At 57.7% G+C, this 13,233-nt stretch carries 12 protein-coding genes and 1 tRNA gene; all 13 read left to right on the top strand.

Translation table 11 applies throughout. The features are described 5' to 3' along the window. Nucleotides 1-155 precede the first annotated feature (155 nt). Nucleotides 156-1,109, top strand: coding sequence for a GTP cyclohydrolase FolE2 (gene folE2, locus LAT62_RS13575; RefSeq protein ID WP_293384941.1), 954 nt, complete (start codon nucleotides 156-158; stop codon nucleotides 1,107-1,109). Between the two features lie 68 nt (nucleotides 1,110-1,177). Continuing rightward, on the top strand, nucleotides 1,178-2,677 hold the full coding sequence (locus LAT62_RS13570) for a bifunctional diguanylate cyclase/phosphodiesterase (RefSeq protein ID WP_293384938.1): 1,500 nt from the start codon (nucleotides 1,178-1,180) through the stop codon (nucleotides 2,675-2,677). Nucleotides 2,678-2,859: 182 nt separating this feature from the next. Next, nucleotides 2,860-3,129 (top strand): 30S ribosomal protein S16, encoded by a 270-nt coding sequence (gene rpsP, locus LAT62_RS13565; RefSeq protein ID WP_293384935.1) that lies wholly within the window; start codon nucleotides 2,860-2,862, stop codon nucleotides 3,127-3,129. Between the two features lie 44 nt (nucleotides 3,130-3,173). Next, nucleotides 3,174-3,707, top strand: a complete 534-nt coding sequence (gene rimM / locus LAT62_RS13560) for a ribosome maturation factor RimM (protein ID WP_293384932.1) — start codon at nucleotides 3,174-3,176, stop codon at nucleotides 3,705-3,707. Between the two features lie 11 nt (nucleotides 3,708-3,718). Beyond that, a complete protein-coding gene (trmD, locus tag LAT62_RS13555) occupies nucleotides 3,719-4,480 on the top strand; it encodes a tRNA (guanosine(37)-N1)-methyltransferase TrmD (RefSeq protein ID WP_293384929.1) in 762 nt (253 codons plus the stop codon). Between the two features lie 5 nt (nucleotides 4,481-4,485). Further along, nucleotides 4,486-4,842, top strand: a complete 357-nt coding sequence (gene rplS, locus LAT62_RS13550) for a 50S ribosomal protein L19 (RefSeq protein ID WP_293384926.1) — start codon at nucleotides 4,486-4,488, stop codon at nucleotides 4,840-4,842. Nucleotides 4,843-5,051: 209 nt separating this feature from the next. Next, entirely contained in the window at nucleotides 5,052-6,353 is a 1,302-nt protein-coding gene (locus tag LAT62_RS13545; RefSeq protein ID WP_293384923.1) for a homoserine dehydrogenase, read from the top strand. Next, nucleotides 6,350-7,750: a threonine synthase gene (gene thrC, locus LAT62_RS13540; RefSeq protein WP_293384920.1), complete on the top strand. Its 1,401-nt coding sequence runs from the start codon at nucleotides 6,350-6,352 to the stop codon at nucleotides 7,748-7,750. Before LAT62_RS13545 ends, thrC begins: the two co-directional genes overlap by 4 nt. Before the next feature lie 5 nt (nucleotides 7,751-7,755). Beyond that, nucleotides 7,756-9,534, top strand: a complete 1,779-nt coding sequence (gene recJ, locus LAT62_RS13535) for a single-stranded-DNA-specific exonuclease RecJ (protein ID WP_293384917.1) — start codon at nucleotides 7,756-7,758, stop codon at nucleotides 9,532-9,534. Nucleotides 9,535-9,572: 38 nt separating this feature from the next. Next, nucleotides 9,573-10,710 (top strand): peptide chain release factor 2 gene (gene prfB / locus LAT62_RS13530; protein ID WP_367120565.1). Its coding sequence is split into 2 segments (ribosomal slippage): nucleotides 9,573-9,686 and nucleotides 9,688-10,710, totalling 1,137 coding nucleotides; the frame shifts between segments, so codons are not numbered across the junction. A 15-nt stretch (nucleotides 10,711-10,725) separates the two neighbouring features. Next, the gene (gene lysS / locus LAT62_RS13525; protein ID WP_293384911.1) at nucleotides 10,726-12,243 is read left to right on the top strand and encodes a lysine--tRNA ligase; all 1,518 of its coding nucleotides are present in this window, start codon (nucleotides 10,726-10,728) and stop codon (nucleotides 12,241-12,243) included. A 332-nt stretch (nucleotides 12,244-12,575) separates the two neighbouring features. Beyond that, the gene (locus LAT62_RS13520; protein WP_293384908.1) at nucleotides 12,576-13,034 is read left to right on the top strand and encodes a DNA binding protein; all 459 of its coding nucleotides are present in this window, start codon (nucleotides 12,576-12,578) and stop codon (nucleotides 13,032-13,034) included. A gap of 121 nt (nucleotides 13,035-13,155) precedes the next feature. Continuing rightward, nucleotides 13,156-13,231, top strand: a tRNA-Ala gene (locus LAT62_RS13515). The last annotated feature ends 2 nt before the right edge of the window (nucleotides 13,232-13,233 follow it).

Below are 13,233 nucleotides of genomic sequence, written 5' to 3'. Positions count from 1 at the left end.
CAGCGGGATGTCGCCTTGGCCAGTAACCGCAGACCGCACGCAGAAGTTGACGAATCAACCACTCGGGACACTAACCAAAAAGCAGATGAAAAGAGTATTCGATTTGGCTAAACTAACCCCTGTATACCTGACCAAAACAGTAGGATATTAGTTTGATGAGTGTACGCGAAGCAGATCTGAACCGGCTCATGCCGGATGTCGCAGAGGCTGGGCAACCTGTACAGTCCGGGGCTCTGGATTGGGTGGGTATGAACGGTATCAGTCTGCCCCTGAAACTCAAGGACGCTCAATCAGTGGCGTCGCTGGTTGTGCAAGCCAAAATGGGCAGCTTCGTCAGCCTGGATGACCCGGAAGCCAAAGGCATCCACATGTCCAGACTGTATCTTGCGCAGGAAACCCTGGCCGCGCAGACTGCAGTAACGCCGCAGGATTTTTCGGCAGTACTCGGCCGGTTCATCGAATCCCATGAAGGGCTGAGCGAGCGGGCTCATCTGACCGCCGATTTTGATCTGGTGACCCTGCGGCCGTCCCTCAAGAGCGGTAATCAGGGGCACAAGGCCTATCGGGCTGCGGTGCGGTGTGTATGGCATGATGGTGGCCCGGAAATGGAACTCGAAGTGAATGTGGCCTACTCGTCAACCTGCCCCTGTTCCGCTGCGCTGTCGCGCCAGTTGATTCAGGACGGGTTCCGCGACCAGTTTGGTGCTGATGGCCATGTCCGGGTAGAAGACGTGATGGCGTTTCTGGGCAGCGAGTCAGGCATCAGCGCCACGCCGCACAGTCAGCGCTCCAATGCCTGTGTGAAAATCAAGGTGGACCCGAACCTGTCCGCTTTCCCGTTCTTGTCGATGATAGATGCCATCGAAGCATCTCTGAACACGCCGGTTCAGACTGCGGTCAAGCGTGAGGACGAACAGGAATTTGCGCGCCTCAATGCGGCCAACCTGATGTTCTGTGAAGACGCCGCTCGCCGGGTGACGGCCATTCTCAATCAGCAGCCCTGGGCGCGTGATTTCTGGTTGCGCGTAGACCACTACGAAAGCCTGCACGCCCATGACGCAGTGGCCATCAATAGCAAGGGTGTGGCCGGCGGTTATACGGCTTTTTGACGTAAAATATTGCGCTGTAGGCAGGTACCGCCTATTTTATAAGTCAGAATCGCAAGGATAGTGACCAGATGAGTTATGCCAGTGACCGCGCAACGCGTCTCACCATCGTTTATCTGATCTTCGGCTTCCTCTGGATTGCCTTTTCTGACCAGGTTCTGGCCTATCTGGTACAGGACGCGCAAACCATGGCCCGCATGCAGACCTTGAAGGGCTGGTTCTTTGTATCAGTGACTGGCCTGATGTTCTTCCTGCTGGCGCGGCGGGCTCTCCATCAACAGCGCGAACTGATGCGACGTGACGGTCTGACGGGGTTGTTGAACCGGGGCATGCTGCGCGACGAGATAGAACACCAGCTTGAACTGGCGCGCTGTCAGCAGCAGAAGGTGGTGCTGTTCTTTATCAACCTCGATGGTTTCAAGCAGATCAACGCGACCTACGGGCACGCCGCAGGCGACTCGGTTCTTGAGCAGTTTGCTTTCATGCTGCGCCGTCAATATGGAGAGGAAGCCTTGCTCGGGCGCATCGGTGCCGATGAATTCGTGGTCTCTCTGCGCGGCGACTTTGACAGCCAGGAGCTGGACAATACCGCCCTCAGAATAATGAATTGTTGCCGCCTGGTCAGGCTGCCGGAGGAGTCCGGCCAGTTCAGTTGTGGCATCGGTGTGTCGATTTTTCCTGATGATGGGGTCACCGCACGGGAAGTGATGGCCGCTGGCGCGGTGGCCACCGAGCAGGCAAAAGCGGCCGGACCGGGGCAGTATCGGCAGTTCAACCGAGCCTTCAGCGAATCTTTTGAAGACCGGCTGAAACTGTTGCAGGAGGTGAAGCAGGCCATTCGGGACGAGGCTTTCACTGTGGTCTATCAGCCGCAGTTCGCGGTTGATGGCGGCGACCTGACCGGAGTTGAAGTGCTGGTGCGCTGGGAGCATCCGGAACGCGGCATGGTGCCGCCCTCTCGCTTTATTCCTCTGGTGGAGCAGCAGGGTCTGACACATGACATCACGCGCATCGTGTTGCAACGTGCCGTCAGTGAGCTGCGGTCATCGGGCTTGCTGGGCACGGCCATCAAGAGGGTGTCCATCAATATCTCTGCCCAGGAGTTCGAATCACCGGAGAACCTGGAAGACTTCGTCTACATGCTCACGCAGAATGAAGACGTCTGCAAATATCTGCAGTTTGAAATTACCGAAACAGCCATCATGCGCAATCTGGACGCCACGCTGGCAGCCATGGAGAGGCTGCGCCTGATGGGCATTCGCTTCTCCATTGACGATTTTGGCACCGGGTATTCATCGCTCAACATGCTCAAGCAGTTGCCGCTGAATGAACTGAAAATCGACCAGTCTTTCATTCGCGATATCCCGGAGGATACCAATGACGCCATGATCGCGCGTACCATCATTGCCATGGCTCAGTCCCTCCATATCCGGTTGGTGGCAGAGGGTGTGGAAACCGAAGAGCAAAAACAGTTTCTGTTGCAGAACGGCTGTGATGAAATGCAAGGCTTCTTGCTGGCGCGCCCGATGGCCGTGGCCGCCTTGCGCGACCTGGCTTTTTCGACTGCCTGAAGCGCAGCCCCCGCCTTGCTTTTGCTCTCAGACCCCGTATAATCGCGCCTCCCATGCTGTGTCCGAATTCGGGTGCAGTGTTTTTCAATGAAGTTTTGGAAGTCTGGCGAAGCGGTTTCCGCGGGTACCGGCAACTGAAACGGTAGGTGATATCAAAGCCTGCCCACAACCAGGAGGACGCGATGGTAGTCATTCGTTTATCCCGTACGGGGGCCAAAAAGCGCCCGTTTTACAAGATCACTGTGGCGGACAGCCGTAATCCCCGCGATGGTCGTTTTATCGAACACGTTGGCTTCTTCAATCCGATTGCTCGGGGCCAGGAAGAATCTTTGCGCTTGAGTACTGATCGCGTTGAGTACTGGTTGAGCAAGGGCGCCAAGCCGACTGACCGTGTGAAGCAGTTGCTGAAGCAGCATCGCAAGCAAGCGGCGAAGCCGGAAGCAACCGCGTGATCTGCTGAATGCAGGGCGCATTGAGCATTGATCAGAAGACCACTATGTCTGAGTCTGCTTCCGAACTGATTACCCTGGGCAAGATCACCTCTGTATATGGGGTGCGCGGCTGGGTCAAGGTCTACTCCTACACCGACCCCATGGACGGCATCCTGGCTTACCAGGACTGGGTTCTGAGGCGCAACGGAGAACAGCGTCAGGTCAGAGTGGAACGGGGCAAGTCGCATGGCAAGGGTATGATCGCTCACCTCGAAGGGGTGGATGATCGTCTCGAAGCAGAACAGTTGGCAGGCTACGAGATCGCGGTAGCGCGATCCAGTTTGCCGGAGTTGCCGGAAGGGGAATACTACTGGTGGCAACTCGAAGGCCTGCAGGTCGACACCGTGGAAGGTTTAGAGCTGGGCAAGGTCAGTCACCTGATCAGTGCCGGTTCGGCCAATGACGTGCTGGTGGTTACCAGCACACGAGCCGACGATGACAAGGCTGAACGGCTGATTCCCTGGCTTTGGGAAGAGGTGGTTAAGTCGGTTGATCTGGATGCGAAGCGCATCACGGTCGACTGGGACCCGGACTTCTAGTCGGGTTCACCATGTGGATAGGAACCGTCAGTTTGTTTCCGGACATGTTCCGGGCCATTACCGACCAGGGTGTCACTGGTCGGGCAGTGAGCAACGGACTGATTGAGCTGCACAACTGGGATCCGCGGGAATACACCGCAGATCGCCATCGCACGGTCGATGACCGGCCCTTTGGGGGCGGTCCCGGCATGGTGATGAAGGTGCAGCCATTGCGTGATGCCATTCGGGACGCCAAAGCGGCAGCGGGTGAAGGTGCGACCACCATTTACCTGTCACCGCAGGGGCGGCCTCTGGATCAGGCCGGCGTCGAGACACTGGTTCGAAAGGGCAGGCTGATTCTGGTCTGCGGGCGCTATGAAGGCGTCGACGAGCGAGTGATCGAGGCCGAGGTTGATGAAGAATGGTCTGTTGGGGACTTTGTTCTCAGCGGCGGGGAGCTGGCAGCCATGTGCATGATCGATGCCGTAAGCCGCCTGGTTCCCGGAGTGCTCAACCACGAGTTGTCGGCGGTTGAAGACTCGTTCACGCAGGGATTGCTGGATTGTCCGCATTATACGCGCCCTGAAGAGATCGATGGACGCGTCGTGCCGGAGGTTCTGTTGAGCGGCAATCATGAGCGCATAAGGCGCTGGCGGTTGCAGCAGGCACTGGGCAGAACCTGGGAACGACGCCCGGAGTTGTTAATGAATCGACCGCTAACCGCGGAAGAAGAAACCTTGTTGGGCGAGTACCAACGCCAATGGGCAGAGAACTCGCCCGAGAGACAGGAGTGATTGCGATGAGCAACCAGAACACAATCATTCAGCAGATTGAAGCTGAGCAGATGGGTAAAGAAATTCCGGTATTTGCACCGGGTGATACTGTCGTTGTACAGGTTAAAGTCGTTGAAGGCACTCGTGAGCGCCTGCAGGCTTTTGAAGGTGTGGTCATTGGCATTCGCAGCCGTGGCCTGAATTCTGCCTTTACTGTACGCAAGGTATCCCACGGGGTAGGTGTCGAGCGTACCTTCCAGACCTACAGCCCGCTGGTCGACAGCATTGCGGTCAAGCGTCGTGGTGACGTGCGCCAGGCAAAGCTGTACTACCTGCGTGAGCGGTCTGGCAAGAGCGCCCGTATCAAGGAAAAGATCAATTGATCTGATCCTTCTCGGATACGCATACGGAAGGCGACCTCGGGTCGCCTTTTTTTTGCCTGCTGCGTTCAGCGGCCCGGCATTGACAGGGTGCGGGTAAAACCTTATGTTTCCGCCTCTTTTCTGCGAATTTTTTCACGGTGCTGCGTAAAAAATTCATTACGCGCAGCGCCATCACGCACTTGACTGAACTGTGAGTTAGGGAGTCAGCATTGAAACCCGTTAATGTCGGAATCTGTGGCCTGGGTACCGTGGGCAGCGGCACCTTCAACGTCCTCAATCGCAACAATGCGACCATCAATCGGCGCACTGGCCGCGAGGTCCGCATTACCCATGTCGGGACGCGCCGCGACCACCCGAATTGTGACCTGTCTGGCGTCAAGGTCTCGCGCGACATCTTTGATGTGGTCAACGACCCGGATGTGCAGATTCTGGTAGAGCTGATCGGGGGAACCGATACGGCACTGGAGCTGGTGATGGCGGCGATTGCCAAGGGCAAGCATGTCGTCACTGCCAACAAGGCTCTGATCGCGCAGTGTGGCAACGAGATATTCAAGGCTGCCGAAGACAAGGGCGTGACGGTGGCGTTCGAATCGTCCGTTGCCGGCGGCATTCCAATCATCAAGGCGCTGCGCGAAGGTTTGGTGGCCAATGAGGTCGACTGGCTGGCCGGCATCATCAACGGCACCGGAAACTTCATCCTGACCGAGATGCAGGAGAAGGGCCGCGAATTCAACGAAGTACTGCAAGAAGCACAGGATCTGGGTTATGCGGAAGCAGACCCTACCTTTGATGTGGAAGGCATTGATGCGGCGCACAAGCTGACCATTTTGGCCTCCATCGCCTATGGTGTGCCGCTGCAGTTCGAAAGCGTCTACACCGAAGGCATCAGCCTGGTGACGCCCGAAGACGTTCGTTATGCCGAAGAACTGGGTTATCGCATCAAGCATCTGGGCATTGCACGTCGTGGGACTGAAGGCGTGGAGATGCGGGTGCATCCGACACTGGTGCCGGAAAGCCGGTTGCTGGCCAATGTGAATGGCGTGCTCAATGCCGTGCTTGTGCATGGCGATGCAGTGGGTTCAACCATGTACTACGGCCCTGGTGCCGGGTCCGAGGCCACGGCCAGTTCGGTGATTGCCGACATTGTGGATGTGTCGCGTGAAGTCGACAGCCGCCATGCCGTCCCGCATCTGGGCAATCACCAGTGGGCAGAAGGCCTGACTGTGGTCCCCATGGCCTCAGTGGAAACCAGCTATTACCTGCGCATGCAGGTGACTGACGAAATCGGCGTCATGGCTCGTATTGCCAATATCCTCAGTGATTCCGGCATCAATATCGAAGCCATTATCCAGAAGGAGCCGGAGCCGGGCGACGACACGGTACCGCTGATTCTGCTGACCCAGCGCGTGCTGGAGCGGGAAATGAATGCAGCAATCGATGAACTGGAAGGGCAGACGGCCGTTATTGGCAAGGTCACCCGGATTCGTGTGGAGCAATTGGGCGGCGAATGAAATACATCAGCACCCGGGGCCAGGCCCCAGCATTGGATTTTGAAGATGTCCTGCTGACCGGTCTGGCGCCCGATGGCGGCCTTTATGTACCGGAGAAGCTGCCCTCCTTCTCACTGACCGAGATCAGAAGCTGGCGCGACCTGCCCTATGATGAGCTAGCGTATCGGGTGCTGAAACCCTTTGTGGCCGGTTTCATTGAGGACGACGAGTTCCGCACCATGTTGCACGACACCTACGCCGCCTTTGGTCACAAGGCGGTGGCACCGGTTCGCCAGCTCGATCACAACGAGTATGTGCTCGAACTGTTTCATGGCCCGACCCTGGCGTTCAAGGATTTTGCCCTGCAACTGCTCGGTCGTTTACTCGATCACGCGCTGGAGAAGCGCGGTGAAAAAGCGGTGATCATGGGGGCCACTTCGGGCGATACCGGTTCGGCGGCGATTGAAGGCTGTCGGCGCTGTGCCAACATCGACATCTTCATTCTGCATCCGCATCAGCGGGTGTCGGAAGTGCAGCGCCGGCAAATGACCACGGTGCTGAGCGACAACATCCACAATATCGCAGTCGAAGGCAACTTCGACGACTGCCAGCGCATGGTCAAGGAGAGTTTCCGTGACCAGTCTTTCCTGCGTGGCGAGCGTCGGCTGGTGGCCGTCAACTCGATCAACTGGGCGCGCATCATGGCCCAGATCGTCTACTATTTTTACTGTGCCCTGAACCTCGGCGGCCCGGAGCGGCGCATGGCCTTCTCGGTACCCACCGGCAATTTCGGCGATATCTTCGCCGGTTATCTGGCCCTGAAGATGGGACTGCCGATCAGCCAGTTGATTGTGGCCACCAACCGCAATGACGTGCTGCACCGTATTCTGAGCCAAAATCAGTACGAAGCACGCCCCTTGTCGCACACCCTTTCGCCGAGCATGGATATCGTGGTGTCGTCCAACTTCGAGCGGTTGCTGTTCGATCTGTATGACCGTGATGGCGAATCAATCGCGCAACTGATGGACAATATGAATCAGGGTGCGGTAACGCTGGATGAGGCGCGCATGGCCGAGGCTCGAAAGGTATTCGACAGCTGCAGTGTCGACGACGAGACTACCTGTAACACCATTCGCACCGTATTCGAGGAGTCTGGCTATCTGCTCGATCCGCATACCGCTATTGGCGTACATGCGGCCCGCCAGGTACGCCGCCATCCTGACCAGCCCATGATAACCCTGGGCACCGCGCACCCGGTGAAGTTCGCCGAAGCGGTAGAGAAGGCCGGCATGACCTATCCGCAGTTGCCGCACCACCTGCAGGACCTGATGACCCGGGAAGAGCGCTGCACCGTGCTGCCTGACGACCGGATAAAGGTGCAGTCCTTCATGGCGGACCAGATCTTCGGACCTGGCTGAGCGCCATGTTGATTGAGCGTCTGCGGCTGCGTGATTGCCCGGCTGAGCTGCCCGATCTGCCGGGGCTCAGTGCGCTTGCCCGGCGCCTGCTGGCCAGTCGGGGCCTGAGCGGCCCGGCCGACGACCTGCGCCTGCACGAACTGCTGCCACCGGACGACCTGCTCGGCATTGATAATGCGGCTGGCCTGCTGCTGCAGGCTCTTCAGCAGCAGAACCGCATTCTCATTGTGGGTGATTACGATGTCGACGGGGCCACCGCCACGGCCCTGATGGTCCGGTCACTGCGTGACGATTTTGGCGCCACTGTCGACTATTTCATCCCCAGTCGCTTTACCCATGGTTACGGCTTGTCACCGTCCGTGATCGAAACCCTGCAGGGCAGGGAAGAGCCTCTGCCGGACCTGTTGCTGACCGTGGACAACGGCATTGCCAGTGCCGCCGGCATTCGAGCGGCACAGGCGGTCGGTATTCAGGTCATTGTCACCGATCACCACCTGCCGGGCACTGAGCCCTGTGGTGCCGAGGCTGTGGTCAATCCCAATCAGCCCGGCTGTGCCTTTCCCAGCAAGGTAGCCTGCGGCTGCACAGTCGCTTTTTATCTGCTGCTTCGGTTGCGGCAGATCGCCGCAGACTGGCTGGCCGAACAACAGCGCCCTGCACCCAGCATGGCGCGCTATCTGGACCTTGTGGCTCTGGCTACCATTGCCGATGTGGTGCCGCTGGATGGCAACAACCGCATTCTGGTCGAACAGGGATTGCGGCGCATTCGCTCCGGCGCCGCTCAGCCCGGCATTATCGCCTTGCTGGAAGCCTCGCGGCGTGACCCGAGCCGCCTGACCAGCCAGGACCTGGGGTTTGTTCTCGGGCCGCGACTCAACGCCGCCGGGCGCATGGATGACATGACCGTGGGTGTGGCCTGCCTGCTGGCAGACGATATGGCTGACGCCCGCTCGCTGGCCGGTATGCTGGAAGATTTCAATCAGGCGCGCAAGCAGGTGCAGGAACGCATGGTCGAGCAGGCTGGCGTGCAGGTAGTGCAAGCCGAACAGGCAGCGCGGGACGAGCATGAACAGCTCGCTGACCGGCCTCTGGTGCGTGTCCTCTGGCATGAAGACTGGCACGAAGGCATCGTCGGGCTGGTGGCCGGGCGGCTCAAGGAGCGTCTGCAGCAGCCGGTGGTGGCCCTGTGCCCGGGTGAGGATGGCCTGTACAAGGGGTCGGCCCGGTCCATTCCCGGAGTCCATATGCGCGACCTGTTGGCCTGGGTGGATGCCCGGAATCCGGGCACCCTGGCGCGTTTTGGTGGTCATGCCATGGCTGCCGGACTGACCCTGCCTCCGGAGCATCTGGAAACCCTGCGCAGCAGCCTGCAGGAGGCTGCGGCAACATTGGTTCCGGAAGAAGCCTGGGTCTCCGAGCTGGTGATCGATGGCCCCTTGGGCGCCGGGGAGTTCAGCCTGGCACAGGCGGAAGAACTCACGCAGTTGGGCCCCTGGGGGCAAGGCTGCCCGCCCCCCCTGTTTGTCAATCGGTTCCGGGTGCTGCATCAGCGCTGGCTGGGCGAGCGGCATCTCAAACTGCTGCTGCAGCCCGAGGGCGCCACAGAGAGCGTCGATGGCATCTGGTTTTTCTGTCCGCTGGCGGCGGGTGATCCGATTCCCGAGCAGGTATTGCTGGTCCATGAACTCAGTGTCAATGAATACCGCGGCCAGCGATCACCGCAGTTGATGATCAAGGCCGAAGTACCGGCCTCGGCAGAACTGCCGGAAAATATGTCGTTGTAGGGGCTTGTCGCCTGCAACCTGGCTGCACATCTGCTAAAATGCGTCGCCCGATTCTGGAGTCTGCTCTCAGGAGTGAGTTTGTGGAAATCAACGCCGTAAAAGAAACCATCAAGGATATCCGTGCGCGCACTGACGTGCTTAGGGGGTATCTTTGACTTCGACCAGAAGAAAGAGCGTCTGGAAGAAGTAGAACTGGAGCTGGGTCAGCCGGATGTCTGGAATGACCCTGATTATGCCCAGAAGCTGGGGCAGGAACGAGCCGCCCTGGAAACCAGTGTCAAGACCATTCAGCAACTCGAGCAGGGCGCGGGTGATCTCGGCGACCTGCTGGATTTGGCGGTGGAAGAGGACGATGCTGATACCCTGGCTGAAGTCGAGCATGACCTGGCCGGCCTGCTGAAGGTTCTGGAAGGCCTGGAGTTTCGCCGCATGTTCAGTGGCGAGATGGATGATCGGCCGGCCTATGTCGATATCCAGGCCGGCAGTGGCGGCACAGAGGCTCAGGACTGGGCCGAAATGCTGCTGCGCATGTATCTGCGCTGGTGCGAGGACAAGGGCTTCAAAGCGGAACTGATGGAGGCCTCACCGGGCGAAGTGGCTGGCATCAAGAGTGCGACCATTCATGTTCAGGGCGAATATGCCTTTGGCTGGCTGCGCACCGAAACCGGTGTACATCGTCTGGTGCGCAAATCCCCCTTTGACTCGGGCGGCCGACGCCATACTTCGTTTGCCTCCGTGTTCGTGTCGCCGGAAGTGGACGACAATATCGAGATAGACATCAATCCGGCAGACCTGAGAATTGATGTGTACCGAGCCTCAGGCGCTGGTGGCCAGCACGTCAACCGGACCGAGTCGGCCGTGCGTATCACGCACCTGCCTACCGGTGTGGTCACTCAGTGCCAGCAGGGCCGCTCGCAACATGCCAACAAGGACTATGCCATGAAGCAGCTGCGCGCCAAGCTGTATGAGCTGGAGCTCCAGAAGCGCAACGAGGCAGCCGCTGAAGTGGAAGAATCCAAGTCAGATATTGGCTGGGGCAGTCAGATCCGCTCCTATGTGCTCGATGATTCGCGCATCAAGGATCTGCGCACCGGTGTCGAAACACGCAATACGCAGGCGGTGCTGAACGGCCAGCTTGACCCCTTTATCGAAGCCTCACTGAAAAAAGGTCTGTAACCCGGGAATTTTTTGATGACTGAAGACGCGCAAAACGCCCTGCAGGAAGAAAACAGACTGGTCGCTCAGCGCCTGGAAAAGCTGCAGGCGCTTAAAGAAAAGGGCAATGCCTATCCCAGCGACTTTCGCCGCGAACACTATGCCGCTGACCTGCAGGCTGCCTATGGGGAGCGCAGCAAGGAAGAGCTGGCGGAGCTGAATGTGCCGGTCTGTGTGGCAGGCCGAATCATGCTCAACCGCGGTGCCTTTATGGTGCTGCAGGATATGACCGGACGCATCCAGCTTTATGTCAATCGCAAGTCGCTGGATCAGGATACACTGCAGCAACTGAAAAAGTGGGATATGGGCGATTGGGTAGGTGCCCGCGGTACGCTGCAGAAATCAGGCAAAGGCGATCTCTACGTTGATATGTCTGAGCCACGCATGCTGAACAAGACATTGCGTCCGCTACCGGAAAAGCACAAAGGGCTGGCCGATCAAGAAGCTAAATATCGGCAGCGCTATGTCGATCTTATCGTCAACGACGATACCCGCAATGCGTTTCAGATTCGGGCGCGCATGATCGAATATATCCGCTCCTATTTTGCCCAGCGCCAGTTTATGGAAGTGGAAACTCCGATGCTGCAAGTGATTCCGGGTGGCGCGACTGCACGGCCATTTATCACACACCATAATGCGATGGATATTGATATGTATCTGCGCGTGGCGCCGGAGCTTTATCTGAAGCGCTTGGTGGTCGGTGGTCTGGAGCGAGTGTTTGAAATCAATCGCAATTTCCGCAACGAGGGTGTATCGACGCGCCATAATCCGGAATTTACCATGCTCGAGTTCTATCAGGCTTTTGCGGATTATCGTGACCTGATGGACCTGACCGAAGATCTGCTGCGCTCCATGGCGCAGGCGGTGCTTGGTGATGCCCAGATCACCTATCAGGGGGAGTCCTATGATCTGGGGCAGCCTTTCGAGCGCCTGTCCATGCATGACGCCGTGCTGAAATACAACACCGATCTCGGTGCAGAGGATTTGCAGGACAGCAGCCGTCTGCGGGCGGCAGCAGAGCGTGCCGGCGTCAAGTTGCAGGGCTCATGGGGTCCCGGCAAGGTGCTGACGGAGCTCTTCGAGCATACCGTGGAAGAGCAATTGCGGGGCCCAGTGTTCATTACCCGTTATCCGGCGGAAGTGTCCCCGCTCGCCCGGCGCAGTGATGATGACCCCGCAGTCACTGACCGATTCGAGTTCTTTCTGGGTGGCAGAGAAGTGGCGAACGGCTTTTCGGAGCTCAATGATCCGATTGATCAGGCAGAGCGTTTCCGAGCCCAAGTGGCTGAGAAAGAAGCTGGTGATGACGAGGCCATGTTTTACGATGAGGACTTTGTTGCCGCACTGGAATATGGCCTGCCACCAACAGCCGGTGAAGGTATTGGTATTGACCGGCTGGTGATGTTCTTTACCGATGCGCCAACGATCAAGGACGTCATACTGTTTCCGCATATGAAGCCGCGCGCGGCCAGTCGGTTTCCTGAAAGCGGATAATCGGCCCAGAGCAATCCCGGAACCTGTAATAGTCGCTTTTTCAGGCTCCGGGCATCTATCCGTTATTTAGCGAGCTTTCCGGGATATACAATAGCGCTCAACTCGCATTTGTATTGAGAAATCCTTTGCTTTTTAAAGAGTGCTCTGCTATCTATATCAGTTCTCAGAGATATGGATTTCTGCAGTGGCAATTGCCTATTTGCTGTGTTCAGGGGAAACTGAATCAGCCTTTGTATATGCTGCTGCGCTTTTAAAGATCACAAGAATCAATCTGGCACGTTGTTTAATGTCGTGCCATGACGTGAAACCGTTTAGATAGGAGTGTGTATTCGATGTTTGTGCAGGAAATAGATCGGAAGATCGAAGAATTCAAATCGGAAATAGAAAAGCTGGAAGCGGAGCGCGCTGCGCAGGCGAAAAAGCTGGAAGGATTTTCCGCCTTTGAAAATGATATTCAGAAGGTATGCCGCGATTTTGGTGTATCCAGAGAAGAGCTGTTTGTCTCTCAGGGCGACTATCTTGTCGAGTGGGTCAAATCGCTGAACAAGCTTTCAGAGCGTCCGGAAGTCTACAACGAGCTCAAGGCCTACTTTGCCCGGGTGATTGCTCGCGAGGGGTCTACCCGCAAGTCTCCGGCCAAGAAGGCGAGCAGCGGCCCCAAGCTGGAAGTGGGTTCCTACAAGAACCCCAAAACCGGCGAGACCATCGAGAAGATCAAGCGTAACCCCAAGACCCTGGACGAATGGATCTCTGAGCACGGCATCGAAACCGTGCGCAGCTGGAAAGTCTGAGCGGGCTGAAGGCAGGCGCTTTATAGACCCGGCGGGCTGGTGCAACCCTTTGAAATTGCTCAAAAAAAATGGTTGACACCGGCGCGGGGGATCTCTACTATACGCGCCATTCCAGAGTTCTGGGGCTATAGCTCAGCTGGGAGAGCGCCTGCATGGCATGCAGGAGGTCAGCGGTTCGATCCCGCTTAGCTCCACCAAA

The sequence above is a fragment of the Natronospirillum sp. genome (assembly GCF_022565775.1).
Taxonomy (GTDB): Bacteria; Pseudomonadota; Gammaproteobacteria; order Pseudomonadales; family Natronospirillaceae; genus Natronospirillum.
This window is presented reverse-complemented; position numbering and strand designations above follow the sequence as displayed.